This window comes from Gemmiger sp. (assembly GCF_057431175.1).
The window spans coordinates 1-18,606 of the sequence record NZ_DBMDDV010000002.1 but is presented as its reverse complement, the minus strand read 5'-3'; the positions used below and the strand labels follow the sequence as shown (position 1 = coordinate 18,606).

Annotated in this window: 18 protein-coding genes; 3 read left to right on the top strand and 15 right to left on the bottom strand. The window is 58.6% G+C overall.

The window, feature by feature from the left end; all coding sequences use genetic code 11:
- Window positions 1–507: 507 nt before the first annotated feature.
- From cytX to ACZO0A_RS01225, 12 genes are all read right to left on the bottom strand, one after another.
- Window positions 508–1,674: a putative hydroxymethylpyrimidine transporter CytX gene (gene cytX, locus ACZO0A_RS01280; protein WP_486845932.1), complete on the bottom strand. Its 1,167-nt coding sequence runs from the start codon at window positions 1,672–1,674 to the stop codon at window positions 508–510.
- Complete coding sequence (gene thiD, locus ACZO0A_RS01275; RefSeq protein WP_215692321.1) at window positions 1,671–2,468, bottom strand: bifunctional hydroxymethylpyrimidine kinase/phosphomethylpyrimidine kinase; 798 nt, start codon at window positions 2,466–2,468, stop codon at window positions 1,671–1,673. Before thiD ends, cytX begins: the two co-directional genes overlap by 4 nt.
- A gap of 115 nt (window positions 2,469–2,583) precedes the next feature.
- Window positions 2,584–3,228 carry an HAD family hydrolase gene (locus ACZO0A_RS01270; RefSeq protein ID WP_291209397.1) on the bottom strand — a complete coding sequence of 215 codons (645 nt, stop codon included), beginning with the start codon at window positions 3,226–3,228 and terminating at the stop codon, window positions 2,584–2,586.
- On the bottom strand, window positions 3,221–3,862 hold the full coding sequence (gene thiE, locus ACZO0A_RS01265; RefSeq protein WP_215692323.1) for a thiamine phosphate synthase: 642 nt from the start codon (window positions 3,860–3,862) through the stop codon (window positions 3,221–3,223). The genes ACZO0A_RS01270 and thiE overlap by 8 nt, the downstream gene beginning before the upstream one ends.
- Window positions 3,849–4,670: a hydroxyethylthiazole kinase gene (gene thiM, locus ACZO0A_RS01260; protein ID WP_215692324.1), complete on the bottom strand. Its 822-nt coding sequence runs from the start codon at window positions 4,668–4,670 to the stop codon at window positions 3,849–3,851. The genes thiE and thiM overlap by 14 nt, the downstream gene beginning before the upstream one ends.
- A gap of 278 nt (window positions 4,671–4,948) precedes the next feature.
- Window positions 4,949–6,376: a serine hydrolase domain-containing protein gene (locus ACZO0A_RS01255; protein WP_302375722.1), complete on the bottom strand. Its 1,428-nt coding sequence runs from the start codon at window positions 6,374–6,376 to the stop codon at window positions 4,949–4,951.
- Between the two features lie 5 nt (window positions 6,377–6,381).
- Complete coding sequence (locus ACZO0A_RS01250) at window positions 6,382–7,599, bottom strand: glycoside hydrolase family 88/105 protein (protein WP_484083459.1); 1,218 nt, start codon at window positions 7,597–7,599, stop codon at window positions 6,382–6,384.
- A gap of 25 nt (window positions 7,600–7,624) precedes the next feature.
- Window positions 7,625–9,637, bottom strand: coding sequence for a 3-keto-alpha-glucoside-1,2-lyase-like domain-containing protein (locus tag ACZO0A_RS01245; protein WP_291209394.1), 2,013 nt, complete (start codon window positions 9,635–9,637; stop codon window positions 7,625–7,627).
- Between the two features lie 81 nt (window positions 9,638–9,718).
- Window positions 9,719–11,107: an ABC transporter substrate-binding protein gene (locus ACZO0A_RS01240; protein WP_215692328.1), complete on the bottom strand. Its 1,389-nt coding sequence runs from the start codon at window positions 11,105–11,107 to the stop codon at window positions 9,719–9,721.
- Between the two features lie 39 nt (window positions 11,108–11,146).
- Complete coding sequence (locus tag ACZO0A_RS01235) at window positions 11,147–11,992, bottom strand: carbohydrate ABC transporter permease (protein ID WP_215692329.1); 846 nt, start codon at window positions 11,990–11,992, stop codon at window positions 11,147–11,149.
- Window positions 11,993–12,004: 12 nt separating this feature from the next.
- On the bottom strand, window positions 12,005–12,940 hold the full coding sequence (locus ACZO0A_RS01230) for a carbohydrate ABC transporter permease (RefSeq protein ID WP_291232288.1): 936 nt from the start codon (window positions 12,938–12,940) through the stop codon (window positions 12,005–12,007).
- A 16-nt stretch (window positions 12,941–12,956) separates the two neighbouring features.
- On the bottom strand, window positions 12,957–13,982 hold the full coding sequence (locus ACZO0A_RS01225; protein ID WP_302375726.1) for a zinc-binding alcohol dehydrogenase family protein: 1,026 nt from the start codon (window positions 13,980–13,982) through the stop codon (window positions 12,957–12,959).
- A 215-nt stretch (window positions 13,983–14,197) separates the two neighbouring features.
- On the opposite strand from ACZO0A_RS01225, the gene ACZO0A_RS01220 reads away from it, so the two are divergent.
- On the top strand, window positions 14,198–15,163 hold the full coding sequence (locus tag ACZO0A_RS01220; protein ID WP_486845930.1) for a LysR family transcriptional regulator: 966 nt from the start codon (window positions 14,198–14,200) through the stop codon (window positions 15,161–15,163).
- A gap of 143 nt (window positions 15,164–15,306) precedes the next feature.
- On the opposite strand, the gene ACZO0A_RS01215 is transcribed toward ACZO0A_RS01220, so the two are convergent.
- Entirely contained in the window at window positions 15,307–15,549 is a 243-nt protein-coding gene (locus ACZO0A_RS01215) for a hypothetical protein (RefSeq protein WP_302375731.1), read from the bottom strand.
- A 29-nt stretch (window positions 15,550–15,578) separates the two neighbouring features.
- On the opposite strand from ACZO0A_RS01215, the gene ACZO0A_RS01210 reads away from it, so the two are divergent.
- Window positions 15,579–15,749: a hypothetical protein gene (locus ACZO0A_RS01210; protein WP_302375732.1), complete on the top strand. Its 171-nt coding sequence runs from the start codon at window positions 15,579–15,581 to the stop codon at window positions 15,747–15,749.
- Between the two features lie 15 nt (window positions 15,750–15,764).
- Window positions 15,765–16,109 carry a cupin domain-containing protein gene (locus ACZO0A_RS01205; protein ID WP_302375734.1) on the top strand — a complete coding sequence of 115 codons (345 nt, stop codon included), beginning with the start codon at window positions 15,765–15,767 and terminating at the stop codon, window positions 16,107–16,109.
- A gap of 422 nt (window positions 16,110–16,531) precedes the next feature.
- Here the strand turns inward: ACZO0A_RS01205 and eutH are convergent, their stop codons facing one another.
- Both eutH and ACZO0A_RS01195 read right to left on the bottom strand, forming a co-directional pair.
- Complete coding sequence (eutH, locus tag ACZO0A_RS01200) at window positions 16,532–17,590, bottom strand: ethanolamine utilization protein EutH (protein ID WP_302375737.1); 1,059 nt, start codon at window positions 17,588–17,590, stop codon at window positions 16,532–16,534.
- 5 nt (window positions 17,591–17,595) lie between these two features.
- Window positions 17,596–18,606, bottom strand: a 1,011-nt coding sequence (locus ACZO0A_RS01195; protein ID WP_486845929.1) for an SIS domain-containing protein, incomplete at its 5' end; no start/stop codon positions are given.

Below are 18,606 nucleotides of genomic sequence, written 5' to 3'. Positions count from 1 at the left end.
CTCCCTTGCCTGACAGAGCTTTTTATTCCACAGCCCGCTGTGGAATAGAAAGGGGCTGGCCCCTTTCTCGTTGCGCAACCGCTGGTGCGCAACCTAGTTAAAAATACGCAGCAGCCTTTTTCTGCCGCCGCCTACCTGGTTTTTACATTTCTTATATAAAAGAATAGCACTCTTGTTGCAAAATCGCAATATATCCAGCTTGATTTGCTTAATTTCGGCGTTTTGCAAAAAGAGTCAGTCATATTTTTGTACACTTCGTCAGTTGGTCTTGTACAACTCGTGTCGAATCAGTTGCGCAGTTAGGCAAACTTGGCAGGTTTTGTCGGATTTATTGCGCATTTGTTGCGCGAGTGTTGCGCAAGAATTGTTCGGTGGGGGGCTTAGCGGGGAAAGCGGGCAAGTAAGGCACGGCGGCAGAGCCCCCTCCGGCCTTCGCTTTGCCTGGGATACGCAAAAAAGCGTGGGCGTTCTGATGGACAGAACCCCCACGCACTATAAACTATGGATTTACGCCTTCGTCGGCTTGACCTTCTCGGCAATAACGCAAATTGCCACGGTCAGCAGCATATCGGGCAGGGTGTAGCCTACCGGGGTGTCAACGCCCATCAGCAGGCGGTAGGCGATGAAGCCCACCAGCCAGATGACCAGATTGCGCGCGTCGGCGGCCACGGCAAAGCGGTCGCGCTTTAAGACAAAGTGGTCGGCGATCTGCACCGCGATCATCGGCGCAAAGACCGAGCCGATCAGGTACAAAAAGCCCGTGATATCGTCCATCGGGAACAGAATAGCCCCCAGCGTGCCGATGACCGTCACGACGATGGCCGTTTTTTTGCCGTCCAGTTTGGCAGACAGGCTCTCGGCGGAAATGCCCGCGCTCCACGCATCCAAAAATGTCGTGGTAACGGTGGAAAACACCAGAATGACCAGTGCGGCAATACCCAGCCCCGCCTTGACCATGATGACGGCAATGTCATACTCGCCGGTGAAAATCGCCGCACCCATGCCGATGACGTACATCCAGCAGGACACCGCGCCGTAGACCAGCACGCTGACCCAGGTGGCCTGGGTGGGCTTTTCGGCGTCGCGGGTGTAGTCGCTGATAAGCGGCAGCCAGGACAGCGGCATCGCCACGGCCAGCTCCACCGCCGCGCCGAAGGTCAGGCTCTCGCCGCCGACGCCGACCATGGCGTTGCCGGAGAAGAAGATGACCTTGCACAAAACCAACGTCAAAATAAACAAAGCAGCCATCGTAATTTTGTTGATCCAGCCCAAATCGGTGATGCCTACGGCGATCCACAGCACGATCAGCGCCCCGATGACCAGGCACCACACCCAGCGGCCGATCGCAAAAATGCCGCCGACCGCCAGTGCGCCGTCGTAAATCATGATGGCCGTCCAGCCGACGAGCTGCAGGACGTTCAGGAACGCGAACAGCAGGCCGCCCTTCTGGCCGAAGCTCATCTTGACGGTCTCCATGGCGCTGCGGCCGGTGCGGCCGCCGATGAGGCCCGCCAGCAGCATCATGGCACAGCCGATGATGTGGCCGATGAGGATAGCTGCAAAGCCCTTTGCCATGCCCAGCGGTGCAAAGGACGTACCTGTGAGGATTTCTGCCAGCGAGACGCCCGCGCCGAACCAAATCAGGCCGTTTTGGAAAGTGGAAGTCTTTTTCATTCGGTGAACTCCCCTTTCAGCGCAAACATATGGTCCATCGGGCCGGAGCCGCGGCCCAGGTCCAGCATGGCGGCCAGTGCGCCGGAGATATAGGCCTTTGCGCGCTCGACCGAAGCGTCGAGGTCATAGCCTTTTGCCAGGTTGGACGCAATGGCGCTGGACAACGTGCAGCCGGTGCCGTGGGTGTTGGGGTTATCGATGCGCTTGCCGCGGAACCATTTGCCCGCGCCGCCGCGCCAAAGCAGGTCGTCGGCGTCGTTGATCTGGTGGCCGCCCTTGCAGAGCACCGCACAGCCGTATTTTTCGCTGATGGTCTGCGCAGCCTTTTCCATATCGGCGGCGTTTTTGATCGGCATATCGGCCAGGATCTCGGCTTCGGGGATGTTGGGCGTCAGGACCTCGGCCATCGGCAGCAGGTTTGCGCACAGGGCGCTGACGGCGTCGTCCCGCAGGAGTTTGGAACCAGACGTTGCGACCATGACGGGGTCCACGACGATATGCTTTGCGCCGTACTGTTTCAGCTTGGCGGCGATCGTCTCGATGAGCTCTGCCGAGGAGACCATCCCGATCTTGACGGCGTCGGGGGTGATATCGGTGAACACCGCGTCGAGCTGTTCCGCCAGAAAATGCGGGGTCGATTCAAGGATGTCCGTCACGCCGGTAGTGTTCTGGGCGGTCAGGGCCGTGATCGCACTCATGGCGTAAACGCCGTTGGCGGTCATGGTCTTGATGTCTGCCTGGATACCGGCGCCTCCGCAGGAATCACTGCCTGCAATGGTCAATGCTGTTTTCATAATGATACTTCCTTCCTATATATACAGCAATGTTTTATTGCGCGATACAAGGTGGTGCCCCCGGTGTACCGCGTTTTTGTTAGGTGGCAGGGCGAGTTTACGAGGCCGAGGGGCTTTACCACCTCCCGGCAGCCTCCCCCAGCTCCTTCACATACAAATCTGCCGCAGCTTTCAGCCCGGCCTGGTCGCTTTCGCCGTCGGCGTCATAGACACCGACCGTGTAAAACCCTGCGGCTTTGGCGGTTTTCAGCGCGTAGAGACTGTCCTCAAACACGATCGTCTCCCCCGGTGCGCTGCCCAGGGCCTGCGCGGCCAGCAGGTAAATCGTCGGCTCGTGCTTGCTGACGCCGATCTCACCGGTGGTGAAGATCTGCGCAAAATAGCCGAGCAGCCCCAGCCGCTGCAAAGCGTGGGTCACATGCCCGCGCGGGCTGGAGGTCGCCGCCGCCATCGGGATGCCCTTTGCCGCCAGCGCGGCCAGCAGCGCCGCCGCGCCGGGTTTGGCGGGGACCTCGTTGTAGTAAAAATCGCGCAGCATCGTCTCAATGCCCGCTTCAATTTCGGCGGCGGACTGGGCCAGCGGGTAGTGGGTGTGCAGGTATTCCGCGCCCTGCTCCATGCTCATCGAGAACAAAATCTCGTTGAGGCCCGGCTCGGGCATCAGGCCCCGGCTGCGCAGATACCGCGCACCCAGGTCGTTCCAGATGCCCATGGAGTCGAGCAGCACGCCGTCCAAATCAAAAATTGCGCCCTTAGTCATGCAGCATTTTCTCCGTGGCAGCTTTCAGATCCTTCGATGCCTGCCCGATGTTTTTGGCCGCGTAGATGGCGCTGATGACCGCCACGCCGCAGATGCCGCTGCCCGCCAGCTTTTCAACGTTCTGCTGTGTAATACCGCCGATGGCAACGACTGGGATGGAGACAGCTTGGCAGATGGCTTTCAGCGTGTCGTAGCTCACGTCGTCGGCATCGTCCTTGGAGCCGGTCGGGAACACCGCGCCGACGCCAAGGTAGTCCGCGCCGTGCTTTTCGGCCAGGACGGCCTGTTCAACAGTCTGCGCAGACACGCCGAGGATCTTGTCGGGGCCGAGAATGGCGCGGACGTCCAGTGCCTCCATATCGCTCTGGCCGACGTGGACGCCGTCGGCGTTCATCTCGCGGGCAATTTCCACGTTGTCATTCACAAGGAACGGCACGCCGCGTTCGCGGCAAAGCGCCTGCAATTCCTTCGCTTCTTCGAGGAATTTTTCCTCTTCCAGCGTTTTCTCCCGCAGCTGCACCATCGTCACGCCGCCGTCCAGGCTCTCGCGCACAACATTGATGAGCCTGCGGCCGTCCAGCCAATGGCGGTCGGTGACGGCGTAGAGCAGCAGGTCCTTTTTATCGCAGTTCATACTTTGCGCCCCCGTCCAGCGTTGCGCCGTCCATGTTGTAGATGGCGTCGATAATGCGGTTGCGGTAGGTGGAGTTGCCGTCGCCGTCCTGCATACGGCTCCAGCCGATCTCGCCCGCCAGGCCCATGGCGCAGACGGCAGCGGCGGCGGCCTCAAGCCGGTTGTCGGGGTTGGCGACGACGAAAGCCGTCATCATGCCGGAGAGCTGGCAGCCCGTGCCGGTGATCTTGCCCATCTCGGGGCGGCCATTGCGGATGACATAGCAGGTCTTGCCGTCGCTGACCAGGTCGATTGCCCCGGTCACAGCAACGATGGCCCCGCTCTTGGCGGCGAAATCCTTGACAAATGCAACGGCATTGTCCAGGTTTGCATCGGTCACAGCGTCGGCCACGTCGGCGTCCACGCCCTTGGTCGTGCCGCTGCCCAACGCCAGCGTCTTGATCTCGGAAATATTCCCGCGGATAACGGTGAACTTGACCTTTTCCATCAGCTCCACAGCCGTGTTGGTGCGCAGAGCCGACGCGCCCGCGCCGACGGGGTCCAGCAGCACGACATGGCCCAGGGCGTTGGCCTTGGCCCCGGCGCGGAACATCCCCGCGATGCTGCGCTGGTTCAGCGTGCCGATGTTGATGTTCAGCCCGCCGCAGATGGTGGTGATATCCTCGACATCCTCCGGCTCGTCGGACATGATGGGGCTGCCGCCGCAGGCCAGCAGGATGTTCGCCACATCATTGACGGTGACATAATTCGTGATGTTATGCACCAATGGCACGTTCTTCCGTACATTTTCAATACAGGTACCCAGCATACAAAAAACACTCCTTGCAAGTAAAATGCGGATACGCCTGCAAAGACATATCCGCATAAAAACTCACAAAGAGTGGTCGTGCGCGTATCTCCCTACGTTGGCATTATCCAAATCAGGTTACGGGTCAGGGCGATACAGCCCACTCTCAGCCCGCTTGACGCAAGCTCCCCTTTTGTACAAAAATAGCATAGCACATTCCGCCGCACTTTGCAAGGGCCGTGCCTGTAAAAATAACGCGAGCCGCCCGCTGCGCATGGCAGCAGGCGGCCCGCTTGGGCTCACACTGCGGTTACACCTTCCGCAGTGCCGCTGAAATCGGGGTCGGGGTGTTCCTCATGGCTGCACAGAGCCAGGGTCGCACCGCCGGGGCGCAGCTTTAGCTGCAAACTCAGGCTGCCCAGTCGCTCGCCCAGCAGATGCACCCGGACAAGGAGGGAGTCCGGAGCACGCCAGCCGGCGGCGATAACACAGGGCAGCGCGGGGTCGTCCCACAGATGGCTTTGCACCAATGCCCCCGTCCGGAAAGGCAGCGTGCAGGTCTTGCCGCCGTAGTGCAGCACCAGTGCGTTTTCTTGCAGCTGCAGGGCCGTCAGGCCGGGAGCATTGAGGCCCATCTGCACCGTCGCACAGCAAAGCTCGGTGTCGGGGGCCGCCAGGTTTTCCACAATCGGAAGCTGCATGGTGGATAACTTTTTCGTCAGTTCGGCATAAGCCGCAGGGTTTGCGGGCAGCGCAGCATCGGCCACGCCGGGCAGCAGGCAGTTCCAGAAGGCATCCAGAATCGTCTGCACGCCGCCCGCCAGGGGCTGGGTATCGGCCGTCGTCACAAGGAGCATATCCTGATCCGGCAGGCAGATGGCCAGCTGGCCGCCCATACCATACATAGACCATGCGTTATGGGTCAGCCGCCAGAACTGGTAGCCGTAGCCTTGGGCAAAATCCCAGCCGCCGCTGCCGCCGTTCTCAGCATTGTCGATTTGCCAGGCCGTGGCAGCCTGCAAATAGTCTCGGGGTAAAAGCTGTTGGCCATCCCACTGCCCACCCTGCGCAACAAGGCGGAGCAGCGCCAGCATATCCCGGGGGGTAGCCATCAGGCCGGACCCGCCCTGGCTTATGCCCATGGGATCCCGGATGCAATAGCTTTGCTCTGAAAAGCCGATGGCATCCAGTGCCTCACGGCGCAGCACATCCAGTAGGGGGCGGCCCATCCGCTTTTCCACCAGGGCGCACAACGTATGGCTGCTGCTGGTATCATAGCAGAAGAAACTGCCCGGCTCGTGGTCGGTCCGCGCGGTGAAGAACGACCCCACCCAATCCTGAGTTGGCCGCCGTTTGTAGGTCGTGCCGTTGTACGGCGTTGCCATGCGCAGCATATCCCGGATGGTCAGCCGTGCCAGCTCGGGGCTAGGGCCGCCCAGGGGGAGCTTTTCGGCAAAGTGATCCACGATATGGTCGTCCAAATCGAGATACCCTTTGGCGCACATAACGCCGACAGCCAGCGACACAAGGCTTTTCGTCTCGCTGTACATACGATGCAGCGTATCTTTTGTGAATGGTGCCGCGTACCCTTCGCAGATCAGCGCGTCATGCCGCATGACCAGCAGGCTGTGCAGCGCCACCCGACGCTGAGCCAGATAATCAAGCGTTTGGCTGAGGGCCGCACTGGACACGCCAACTTCCTCCGGCTTTGCTATGGAAAACTGCATACAGCTCACCCTGTTTTGCCCACACGGTTCTTCTCAAAGGCGATAAACGCCGGGTCGCCGGGCATGATGGGGTCGTACCCCTTGTTGAAAATCTCCACTTTGGGGAAGTCGTCGGTCAGCGCACCGGCCTGTTTGGCCTGCAGATACTCGGCGTAGGCCATCATGCAGACGCCGACGCCCTTCTGCTCGTCGTGGACCACATCCTCGGACAGGTAGTATTCCACGGTGCCGTTTCGGCGCAGGTTGCCCGCCGGGCCCAAGCCCGCACCCTTGCAGATGCCGTGCAGCTCGACCTTACCGTCGTGGACGGTGAACTGCCGCAGCTCGATGCCGACCAAAATCTTCTCCCCCGCCGTACGGTATTTCGGCTCGGCCAGCACGCCTAGGCGCGCGCCCTTCAGCAGGCTGTACGCCACCATCAGGGAGCCGCTGGTCTCCAGGTAGTTTCCCTTCACATCGGGCAGGGCAGGCAGCTGGTAGAACAGGCCGCTGTCCGGCTCCTGCCAGCGCAACATGCCGTCGATGGCCTCTTTCCAGAGGGCGGCCAGCTCCTTTTGCAGGTCGGCGCGGCTATCGGGCAGCATGGCGTAGATATCCGCCATCGCCATCAAATACCAGCCGATGGACCGTGTCCAGAAATTTTGGGACAGGCCGGTCTTGGGGTCAGCCCAGAACACATCCTTTGTCTCGTTCCAGGCGTGGTAGTATAGACCCGTCTTTCCGTCGTAGAGATACTTGCGTGCGTTGCGGAATTGCAGCATGATGTCATCCAGCGTGGCCGCATCGCCAAACCGCAGGGCGTAAGCCGCATGGAACGGCAGACCCATGTACAGACCATCGAGCCAGACCTGGTTGGGGTAGATGCCCTTGTGCCAGAAACTGCCGCAGGGGGTGCGCGGCTGGTGGCGCAGCTGTTCTTCCAGCGTTTCAATGGCCTTGCGGTAGCGCGACTCGCCGGTCTCGTCATACAGGGTATACAGCGCGCAGCCCGCCGGGATGTAGTCCAGGTTGTATTCCTCGGCCACATAGCGGCGAATGGTACCGTCCGGCTCGATGTATCGCTCCATAAAGCTGTTCAGCACATCAAAGTAAAACGCATCACCGGTCGCCTGGTACAGCGCACGCAGGCCGATCAGCACGCAGCCATCCTCGTAGTTCCACATATTCCGGTCTGTCTTGCGGAATTGCTCTGCGTAGGCCCGCAGGTATCGTTCGTATAACATAGTAGGCTCCTAAGTAGAAGTAATATCAATCCCCGGCCTTGTCCCAGTGCGCAAAGGAGAACTCGCCCCGGTAGTTGGAGGCACTGTACTCGGGGTATTTTTCCGGGTGATAGACCGGCCCATCGGGTGCGGGGCGGTCCTGGGTATAAATGTACATCTTGTGGGCATCCCACAGGATGATTTCATCCCGCGGGTCGCCGGTCAGGTTCAGCACCTCGGCGCACTGGTCGGGGTGGCCGTCGTCGGGGAAGAGCACGACCCGGTCGCCGTCACCGTCCAGCATGCCGCCGTACTTGACGTTGCCGTTGAGCAAAATCAGCTCGGTACCGTCGCCCTTCCAGTTGACAGGCGCCACAACATTACCGTTGGAGGAAGGCTCCATGTGCCAAATCTCATGGCCCTTGCAGTCGTACAGGTAGATGATGCCCTGGTTCTCCCAGTAGGTGGTGGTGGCAATCTGCAGACCGCGCATATTCGGGCAGTAGTTGGCTACGCTGATGCGCTGGCCGTGGCCGTTGATATCCCGGGCCAGGATGTGACCGTGCTTGTCCACGATCATGAAACCCTCCCAGCCGGAGACAATAGCCAGCAGCTCCTCATCGATATCGGGGTCAAACTTGCCAATGACGATTTCATCCGTGTGATCGGTGTCGATGGGCAGCTCCCACTGCAATTTGCCGTCGCTGCTGATCATGTTGTAGCAGCTGAAAATTTCATCCTTGCCGTCGCCGTTGAAGTCGTAGGCATAGGGGAAGTGGCCGGTGTTGTTGTGGGTGAACTTCCACAGCAGGTTGAAGTTCTCGTCGTACACCCACAGGCGGGCGTAACGGTCCTTGATGAGGATATCGCTGGCATGCTCCTTGCCGGAGACGTTCACAATGCGGATAGCATCAACGTTCAGCCGGTCAAATGCGTGCTTCTGGAACTCGATGCCCAGAATCTCATCCGCCGGGTCGTCGTTGTAGGGCGTATCCATGCTGCGCAGCAGCTTACCGGTGCGGCCGTCCAGGATCATGACCTTGAAATCTCGGGCAAAAATGACCTCGTCGTAGCCATCATTGTTGATATCGTAGATTTGGAACGGCAGGTCGCAGGTCGTGTCCTGGTTCACCGCCAGGGTCGAAGGCTCACCCACCTGCCACAGCACCTCGCCGGTCTCGACATTGACGGCTGTCAGGCAGCTGATGTTGCAGTAGCGCTCCTTGAACACGCGCTTCTGGTGTTGTGCCATGACGAAGTACCAGTCGTCGCCGCCCATCAGATGGCCGAAGCGAATCTGTCGCGACGCTCCGAAGTCCTTGAGGTCGATGACCTTGTACAGCTTGGGGCGGGGGTAGTGGCTGCGCTTTTCGGCCAGGCGGGCCTGCTCGGCATCCTCGCACTCGACGATGCGGGCGGCCTCCTCCGGCGTGGTGGTGATGAGCACGTTCGTGTACTGGGTGGGCATAAAGGCCGCCAGCGCCACCTTGCCGTAGGTGTAGCGGTCGTCCTGCACAGTCAGCAGCTTTTCGCCGTTGATGGATCCGGTGAAGGTATTGCCCTTACAGGTCACGCGCATCGTGTAGTACTGGTCGCAGTTGTACTCGTAGGGGGCCTCGGCCAGCATCGTGCGCTCTTTTTTCTCGATGCGCCAGAACTGCACCTTGTTGTCATTCATAAAGAAGGCGTAGTGCATCAGCGACGTCTGGTAGCGGAACAGCACACCGGCTTCCTCGTTGCTGCAAAGGGTGCGCAGTGTGACAGTGAAGGTGTAGTCCTGCCAGCGCTCCTCGCCGGTAGCCAGCACCGGGCAGACGCCGTGGGTCAGCGGATTGCGCACGCGGGTCTGCTCCATGTAGTGTACGCCGTCGGTGGCGGTGACGAGCCAGCTGGGGCCGCGATAGTTGCAGTTTGCGATGGGGTCATACCACTGCCCTCGGTAACCTGGCAGCGGGCTGTAATGATACTCACCCATTGCGGAATGTTCGCGGTCAAAGGGCAGCGGACCGATCGGGAAAGACTGGAAATCATCCTGGAATAAAATAACGGTATCTGCCATGGCAACCTCCCTATTGATTTTCTCTAAAAAAGCCGCAAATAAAGGCTTTTTCATGCTCCTTTACTTGCGGCTGATGTTCAATTATGCCTGTGCTTCGTAGGCAGCCTGATACTCGTCGATCTTGGCGGCCCAACCGGAGACGCAATCCTGAGCGGTCATGTTGCCCATCAGAACGGCCTGGAAGTCAGCGGTCATATCGTCGGAGATGAAGGTGGAGAACTCAGTCAGCCAGTACGGGTTCTGGATCTGCTTGTAGTTTTCGTCCTCCAGGTAGCTGGCGTACAGCATCATCTCGGGGTCATTCTTGTACCAATCCTGCTCTTCAACGTCCTTGTTGCAGGGCACACGGCCGATAGCCTGGCACATGCCGCCCTCGCACTCGGCGTCCAGCAGCACGTTCATCAGCCAAACAGCACCGGAGTAGTCGTGGTCGTCGCCCTGGTTGGTGATGCAATAGACGTTGGGCTGCAGACCGGAAGCGAAGTAGTGGCCCTCATCGTTGGCCAGCACGCGGGCGGCTGCGAAGTTGCCCTCACCCAAGTTGGTCAGGTGGGTAGACTCGGAAGAAGAGTTGTGGATGATGTACATGGAGACGCCGGAACCGAACTCTGCAACGATCTGGGAGAAGTTGTTGTTGATGGAGTCGCCGGAGACTTCGTTGTTCTTGTAGAGGTTGGCGTAGGTGTCCAGGGCTTCGGCGAACTTGGCGTCGCCCAGGATGCACTTGCCGTTCTCGTCGAACCAGGAGCCGTCATAGCCCAGGCCGTCGGTGTAGGTCCACAGCCAGGCAACCAGGCTGTCGTAAGGACGCACGCCGCGCAGAGAGTAGAAGTAAGAGGAGTTTGCGGGGTCAGCATACTTCTCGCAGTCCTCCAGGAACTCCTTCTGGGTAGCGGGCGGAGCATCGATGCCCTTCTCCTTGAACTTGGCGGTATTGTACCAGGCAACCTCCTGGTTGTATGCATAGGGGATGCCGTACAGCGTGCCGCCGCCGATGTTGCGCATACTGTCTACCATGCTGCTGTCGATTTTGTCGAGGGTCTCGATCTGGTCGAGGTAATCATCCAGCGGCAGCAGGGAATCCTGTGCGGTGAAGGTCGCCACGTTGGAGAAGCCCAGGCTGACGACGTCGGGCATCGTATCGGTGGAGACAGCCATCTGGAACTTCTCCTGGAAGTCGGCGAAGGAGAAGCTGGTGTACTTGATCTCGTACTGGTCCTGCTCGGCGTTGATTTTGTCGAAATAATCCTCAAAATAAGCGTCGGTCACAGGGTCAGCGGAGTGATACCAATACTCCAGGGTCTGTTTCTCGCCGGTGGGGGCAGCCGCAGCGGTAGAGGTGCTTTCGGCAGTGCTCTCGGTCGAGGTCGAGGCGGCGGTGCTAGTGGCGGAGCTTCCGCCGCAGCCGGCCAGCAGGGTAGCGGCCATGGCAGCGCTCAGGACCGCAGCGGTGGTACGGGTTGCTTTCATTTGTGTTTTCCTCCTATAAATGAAATCTAATTCTACGCCTTATCCCTTGACCGCACCGGAGGTCGCGCCGCCGGAGAGGTGCTTCTGGATGAAGGCAAAAATTACAACAACGGGGATCAGTGCGATGACGCATCCGGCGGCGAGCTTGCCGTAGTCGGTGCCGTATTCGCCCTGGAAGACGTTCAGCGCCAGGGGCAGGGTGTACTTGGCTTTATCGGTGATGAACGCGGTGGCGTAGACGTAAACGTTCCACGCATTGATGAATGCGTATGCACCGGTGGCGACGATGCTGGGCAGCATGACCGGGATCAGGACGCGGAACACCGCCCCCAGCAGGGTGCAGCCGTCCACTTGGGCGGCCTCTTCCAGTTCACGCGGGACTGAGCTGTAATAACCCATCATCATGAACATACAGAAGGGAAGGTTCGTGCAGGTGCAGATCAGCACCAGGCTCCACAGGCTGTTGATGAGGTGCAGCTTGACCATCGTCTGGAACAGGGGGATCATCAGGACGACGGCGGGCAGCATTTGGGTCGCCAGCATCAGCACGTAGATGAAGGTTTTGCCGTAGAAGCGGTAGCGGCTCATCGCGTAACCGGAGAGCAGGCTCAGCAGCGTGACCAGAACCGTGGTCAGTGCGGCGACGAAGGCGGTGTTGGCAACGTTGTTGCCAAAGCCCATCTTCTCAAACAGGTAGGAGTAGTTGCTCAGCGTGGGATTGTCGGGCCAGTATTTGATGGGCAGGCTCAAAACCTCAACGCTGTCTTTCAGAGAGGTGTTGACGATCCAGTAGAAGGGGAACAGCGTCCCGATCAGGAAGAGGATCAGCGGCAGATACAAAGTCAGGCAACGCCAACCCAGATCTTTTGCTTCACGTTTTGTCATGGGTTTGCCTCCTTAGTTGTCAGTCTGGCCCATTTTGCCAAATCGGATGTAGACGAACGCAACGACCATCATGATCAGCGTGGAGATAACTGCCAGCGCCGAGGCGTAGCCGTAATCATAGCTGCCGGTGAAGGTATTCATAATGTACAGCGCCAGCGTGGTGGTGCCGCGGTTCGGGCCGCCGTCCGTCAGGGAGACGATCAGGTCAACAGCGTTGAAGGTCCAAATCGCACGCAGCAGCGTGGTAAAGATGATGGTGTCTTTAATCATCGGCAGCGTAATGCGGAACAACGTGACCGCCGAGTTGGCACCGTCGATCTTGGCGGACTCGTACAGATCATCGGAGATACCGGACAGCGCCGACATATAGCTGATGGTGAAGAAGGGGATGCCGCGCCAGATGTTGGCAATGACGGCCGCGAGCATGGCGCTGCTGCCGTTGGAGAACCAGGAAATGTTCATTTCAATGATGCCCGCGCGGCGCAGCAGGTCATTGATGACGCCGTAGGTCTGGCCCAGCATCAGGTTCCAGATGATACCGACCATCAAACCGGCAACGGCCCAGGGCACCAGAGCCAGTGCGCGGATAACGCCGCGGCCCTTGAACTTGCGGGTCAGCAGCCATGCCAGCCAGAAACCCAGCACGGTCTGGAACACGACGCTCAGAATCACGTAGACGGCGGTGTTGCCCAGCGTCTTTAAGAAGATCTGGTCTTTGGTGAAGACGGTCACAAAGTTTTCCAGGCCGATAAAGTGGCGGTCGTTGGGTTTCGTGACCTTGTAGGACTCTGTACTCATCATAAACACGTTGATGATGGGCCAGATCATAAAGCACATTACAAACGCCAGCATGGGTGCCAGCAGCAGGTACGGTGTTGCCAAGCGCCGATAGTGCATCATTGAACCTTTTTTGCTCAACTGCAATTCCGCTCCGTTGTTTTTGCTCATGGCTTTCTCCTTAGTGTTATTCAGCCGCTTTCAGCACGACCTTCATCAGGTTGCCGCTGTTGTGGCGCAGGGCCTCAAAGGCCTCGCCCGCCTGGTCCAGCGGGTATTCGGCGCTGACCAGTGCCTCCACATCGACCTTGCCGCTTGCCAGGATGTCAATGACCTGCTCAAAGTCAGAGTTGTAAGCGTTGCGGCTGCCGAAAACGTTCAGTTCCTTTTTCAATAAGATAGAATGCACAAAGGTCGTCTCGCGCTTGCCGTTGCCGATCAGGATGATCTTGCCGGCGAAGGCGGCCTGGTCGATGCAGGTCAGGAAGGTTTCGGGTGCGCCGCAGCACTCTACGCAGACGTCGAAACCGTCACCGTTCGTGACCTTCTGGTTCAGGTCCTTCAATGCCTCGGGGTCCTTGCCGTTGGCCACGCCGTCCGCGCCCATCTGGGCTGCTTTTTCCAGGCGGCCGTCCAGCAGGTCGATCATGTAGACCTCGGCGCCGATGGCCTTGGCGCTGAGCATCGCAAACATACCGATAGGACCTGCGCCGACGATGAGGACTTTATCGCCCTTTTGCACATTACCGCGGGTGATGCCGTGGTGGCCGATGCAGAACGGCTCTACCAGCGCCAGCTGGCGTGCGGTCAGACCTTTGCCGGAGAAGATACGCTGAACCGGCATCGTGATGTACTCCTGGAAGGAGCCGTCGCGCTGGACGCCCATCGTTTGGTTGTCCGTACAGCAGTTTACGAAACCGCGACGGCAGGAGTAGCACTTGCCGCAGTTAAAGTAGGGGTTGCAGGTGACGATATCACCGGGCTTGAGGCCCTTGTCATTTTCGGGGATATCCACGATGCGGGCGCTGAACTCATGGCCCGGCACACGGGGGTAGGTGGTGAACGGCTGGTTTCCGGTGTAGCTTGCCAGGTCAGCGCCGCAGATACCGCAATACATAACCTGCAGCAGGGCCTCACCTACCTTGGGGGTGGGAACCTCTGCGTCCTGGCGTACACGAACCTTGAACGGCTCTTCAATCAATACCTGTTTCATATGGATTAGAACCTCCTCCACACTATTCACAGAAGTTGTTCTGCTTGGCCGATTTATTTTGTGCTTTTATCATATCAGCCTTTTTTGCGAAGTTCCAATACCAAAGCAGATATTGCCCCATAATGTCAATGTTATGGATTTTCTTGATTCTCTTTACAACGTCATTTTTTTATGTTACCATATTGTCATTCCACAAACTTTTGGGGGCTTTTTTGGTGAAAAATACCTTATCTGACCGTTTGAACTACTTAACTACCCTGGCCGAGGAGCAGAGTATTACCCGCGCGGCAGCGCGTCTGTTTATCTCCCAGCCTGCCCTGACGGCGTTTTTGAACCGCACCGAGGAGGAACTGGGCGTACGTCTGTTTGACCGCTCCACCACGCCCATCCGCATCACCAAGGCCGGGGCCTACTACCTGTCCGAGCTGGAAAAGATTTGTGTCATGCAGGACCGGCTGCACCAGGAGCTTTCGGATTTTTCCTCCCATGATCCGGAACTGCGGATCAACATCGGCATCGGGCGCAACCGCGGCAGCATCTGGCTTTCCTCTGTCATGCCGGAGTTGAACCGCCTCTACCCTGATATGCGGCTGACCATCTTTGAGGACCGCGACATCAATATGTTGGACAAGGTGCTCAACGGTGTGCTGGACATCGCCATCGTCGAGAGCTACGCCTACCATTCCTCGTTGCACTATCTGCGGCTGCCATCCGAGCAGTATATGTTCATCACCAGCTGCGAAAACCCACGGATGGCCGCCTACAGGGACGCCGCCTGCAGCCCGGAAGCGCCGCTGGATATCGACGCCGACTGGCTGGCGGACGATCTGTTCATCTGCCCCAGCGTCAAAGGCCGCATGAACCGCCAGACCCAGTGGATGTGCTCAACCTACAATTTCCAGCCCAAGCGCACGCTGTTTTTGGCCAGCGGCATGACCGCCTACCGCATGGCCGTGAGCGGCATGGGGCTGACCTTCCAGAATGCCGCCTACTCAACCTTTGTCAAGACGAAGGAGCGGCCGCTGTTTATCATGCCGGGCGGCAAGGCGACCCAGCACCACGTTTTTGCACTGTTCAAGGGCGAGCCAAGGCCCGGCCTGCAGCAAGATTTCATGCGGCTGCTGCACGACCGCATGAGCACCGCCATCTACGGCGAAGTCACCCCGATGGAGTATATGTAAGGTAAAATTTTGAACACATCCACCATCATTATATAAATTTTTCAGTAACAATTCAAAAGATTGCAAAAGAACTCCTCATTTTCAAGCCCGGGGACACCGGGTCAAAAATGGGGAGTTTTAATGATTTTTCCTTATGTCAGTGCTTATCCCGCAGGCAGAGCAACCCGGTCAGCGCCAGCATCCCGGCGTAAGGCAGGATATCGGCGGCCATACCGGCCGCCCAACCCCGCAGCGGTCAGGATGCCACTGTCCTTAAAATAGGTCACCAGCCAACCGGTCACACTGTTTTCGGCGGCGTTCCGGCAGAAGAGCAGCGCCGTGAAGAACGCCCCCAAAAACAGGACGATACGTTCCTTCAGGGTCATATGCCGTTGGAAAAAGTTCATGCGGGGCGCTCCTTTCCGGTGAAATTTTCATGATTTTATTACATCGCCTTGGCGAAATCTTGGCAAGACCGGTCAAAGCTTTTGCCGAAATACGCTTGCACCCTGCCACGCACCGTGCTATGATGGGGAAAGTGCAACGCGCGAAAGGGAAATTCGTGCAGGAAAAGCTGCCCGCCGAAAAGCAGCACACCGCAAAATAAAGGAGCGAAGTATCCATGGAGAAAAAGCATGAAAATACCGTATGGGTCCCCCATGCCGAGACCCTGCCCGAGCCTGCAGGCCCCGGCGTGACCCGCCGCGTGCTGGCCTATAACAAAGGCCTGATGTGCGTGGAAAACACCTTTGAAAAAGGCGCAGTGGGTACGCTGCACAGCCATCCCCACACCCAGATCACCTATGTCGTGTCGGGCCGTTTCCGCTTTACCATCGGCGACGAAGTGCGCGAAGTGACCGCCGGGGACACGATGCTGAAAACCGACGGCATCATCCACGGCTGCGAGGCCTTGGAGCCAGGCGTCCTGCTGGACATCTTCACCCCCATGCGGGAGGATTTCGTCTGACCACCCGCAAAAGTCAGCCAAAAAATAAAGGCCCAATCAAAACCGGGCATCTGACAGTAAAGCAGGAAATTTTCTAAGGCAATACCGCATAATTCTAAGTGCCGATACGGCGAGCGAGGTGCGGCAGCTGCTAAGCCAAAAGCGCAGATAATACTTTGTGTATTATCGAGCATTTTGGCAACGCAGATGCCGTGCCGCAGCCGCCGGAGCGGTGCTTAAGCCGTAAGGCGGGAATTGTGCGGTGTTGCCCTAAGGCATCGCCGCACAATTCTCGCTTTGTTGGCGTGCGTGCCGCTGACAGGATATATCCTTCGACAAAGGGACCGCCAAGGCGGTCCCTTTGTCATTGGTGCTGCCATGGAACGATATAGGAAAACACCAACACCCCCAACGGGCTTTGGCTGCCCGTTGGGGGTGTTGATTCAGGTGGTTTTGGGTGTTGTTTTCAAGCAGAGCACTACTGCCAGCAAGCCGCTTAAAAGGCGGCCTGCCATCATCGGCAGTGCGTGTGCAGGGCTGAATTGCAGGGTAAATGCCAGAAAATCGCCGACGCTGTAAGCAGCTACCACGGCATAGGCCGTGTTCAGTGTGATGCCGCGTTCCTCCAACGTATCAAGACTCAGCAATGTGGGGATGCAGTTGGCGGAGGTCACAACCAGACCGGTGATGGAGGCAGGCTCCAGCTGCAGCCGTGCGGCCAGCTTGGCCAGCGGTGCGGTCAACAGACGCTGCACAAAGGCGAAAAACGGCAGGATCCCGGCAAGAAACGCACCGATACTGCATATGACCGGGTAGATTTCCGCCAAGGGGGTCAGCCCCTCCAGCAGCACAATACCGGTCGTTTCCTGCAAAACGGAGATGCAAAAGCCGAACAGGGTCAGACCGCGCACGGCCAGAGAGATGCCGTTGAAGATCGGACCGATCGCGCTGCTGCCGGATTTGAAAAGCAGCAGCAACAGAACCGCGACAGCCAGTACCGGCCAGGTGTTGTGCAGCAGAACTGACAAGGGGATGCCGCACAGCGCCCCGGTGAGCAGGCAGCCCACCGGCAGGACCAGAAAGCCGAGAAACAATCCGCGAACGGCGGCGGCTCGTTTGGTGCCTGTCAGCTGACCCAGCGCCAGCGGAATCGTACCGTTGATCGTGGAACCGAGAAAGGCCGCCACAATCAAACCATTGTACAGCCCGGCGGACGGTTCCTGTGCGATTTGTGCGGCCAGCACGGCGCCGCCTGCATCGCAGCTCAAAAACAGCGAGGCGAACAGGGAAGGGTCACAGCCCACGGCGGAAAACACCGGCGTGATAACCGGGGCCAGGTGGGTTCCCAGCCACGGTGCCAATGCCATAAAGCCGGTCATGAGCAGCAGCAGATCCACCACGGCGGCGAAGCCCTGCCGGAAGGCGCTGCCCAATCCCAGCCGATCACCCAACAAGGTATCCGCAGCACCCAGACAGAAAAATACAGCAGATATCCACGCCATCGCTCTTACGCGCGGCCCGGCGTGTCTTCACTGAAGGGGCTGTTGACATAGTTTGCGCTCTTGGAGGAAACGAACTTTTCCATCGCGCGCTGCAGCGGGTGCTTGTTCCAGCGGTCCAGGTCATCCGTCAGCTGGCAGGCAGTCATCTGGAAGAAGGGCAGCCAGCACAGCGGGGTGATTTCCTCCGGCACATCCATAGGCACATACATAACATTGTGCTCGTCCTTGTAATCGGCGCAGCGCGTCAGCAGGAAGGCGTTATCCGTCACGATTTTGGTACCCTCAAAGATGCGGTGGATGCGCTCCGTGCCTTCGCCGCCGTCAATCAGAAATACGCTGTAGCGGGGGGTCATCTGGATGTTGGGGCCGTGGATGTACTCCTCGACCTCGTAGACGGCGGTGGGGATGCTGACGGTCTCGCCGAATTTCAGCGCACCCTCGCTTGCGGTGCCAAGGTTGGCACCTACGCCGCAGACATAGGCGTTGGTCATGCCGGACAGCTGACGGTAATGCTCTTTAATAAAGGAAGGGGTCTGTGCCTGTACGGCGGCATTGATGTCTGCGGCCTTCAGCAGCTGCTGCTTGACAGCCTCGCCTTCGGCAGCGGTCTTGATGCCCAGGCGGACAGCAGCCTCCACGGCGAACAGCATAAAGAAGAGTGCCAGCGTGGTGACGCCGCGGGTGACATAGGCGACCGTTTCGCGCCCGACACCGTAGTTGGCGACAACATCGCACACCTTGCCCAGATCGCTGTTGACGTCGCCGGTCAGGCCGATGCAGCGGCGGCCCTTTGCCTCGATGACCTTGATGGCGTCCAGCGCGTTCAGGCTGTAGCCGCTTTGGCTGACAACAACGACCATATCCGTCTCGCCGAAATCATTCTCACTGGATACAAAATGAAACGGGGTGACGATCTTGACCTCGCACTTCAGGTGGCGGCGGATAAACTGCCGCGCGCAGAGTGAGCCGTTGGAGGAAGAACCGCACGCAACGATCCAGATGTTCTTGTAGCCGCC

Coding starts and splice junctions, on each gene's coding strand:
- cytX (WP_486845932.1), bottom strand. CDS start 1,674: ATGAAAAAGACTTCCACTTTCCAAAACGGCCTGATTTGGTTCGGCGCG.
- thiD (WP_215692321.1), bottom strand. CDS start 2,468: ATGAAAACAGCATTGACCATTGCAGGCAGTGATTCCTGCGGAGGCGCC.
- ACZO0A_RS01270 (WP_291209397.1), bottom strand. CDS start 3,228: ATGACTAAGGGCGCAATTTTTGATTTGGACGGCGTGCTGCTCGACTCC.
- thiE (WP_215692323.1), bottom strand. CDS start 3,862: ATGAACTGCGATAAAAAGGACCTGCTGCTCTACGCCGTCACCGACCGC.
- thiM (WP_215692324.1), bottom strand. CDS start 4,670: ATGCTGGGTACCTGTATTGAAAATGTACGGAAGAACGTGCCATTGGTG.
- ACZO0A_RS01255 (WP_302375722.1), bottom strand. CDS start 6,376: ATGCAGTTTTCCATAGCAAAGCCGGAGGAAGTTGGCGTGTCCAGTGCG.
- ACZO0A_RS01250 (WP_484083459.1), bottom strand. CDS start 7,599: ATGTTATACGAACGATACCTGCGGGCCTACGCAGAGCAATTCCGCAAG.
- ACZO0A_RS01245 (WP_291209394.1), bottom strand. CDS start 9,637: ATGGCAGATACCGTTATTTTATTCCAGGATGATTTCCAGTCTTTCCCG.
- ACZO0A_RS01240 (WP_215692328.1), bottom strand. CDS start 11,107: ATGAAAGCAACCCGTACCACCGCTGCGGTCCTGAGCGCTGCCATGGCC.
- ACZO0A_RS01235 (WP_215692329.1), bottom strand. CDS start 11,992: ATGACAAAACGTGAAGCAAAAGATCTGGGTTGGCGTTGCCTGACTTTG.
- ACZO0A_RS01230 (WP_291232288.1), bottom strand. CDS start 12,940: ATGAGCAAAAACAACGGAGCGGAATTGCAGTTGAGCAAAAAAGGTTCA.
- ACZO0A_RS01225 (WP_302375726.1), bottom strand. CDS start 13,982: ATGAAACAGGTATTGATTGAAGAGCCGTTCAAGGTTCGTGTACGCCAG.
- ACZO0A_RS01215 (WP_302375731.1), bottom strand. CDS start 15,549: ATGAACTTTTTCCAACGGCATATGACCCTGAAGGAACGTATCGTCCTG.
- ACZO0A_RS01210 (WP_302375732.1), top strand. CDS start 15,579: ATGATTTTATTACATCGCCTTGGCGAAATCTTGGCAAGACCGGTCAAA.
- ACZO0A_RS01205 (WP_302375734.1), top strand. CDS start 15,765: ATGGAGAAAAAGCATGAAAATACCGTATGGGTCCCCCATGCCGAGACC.
- eutH (WP_302375737.1), bottom strand. CDS start 17,590: ATGGCGTGGATATCTGCTGTATTTTTCTGTCTGGGTGCTGCGGATACC.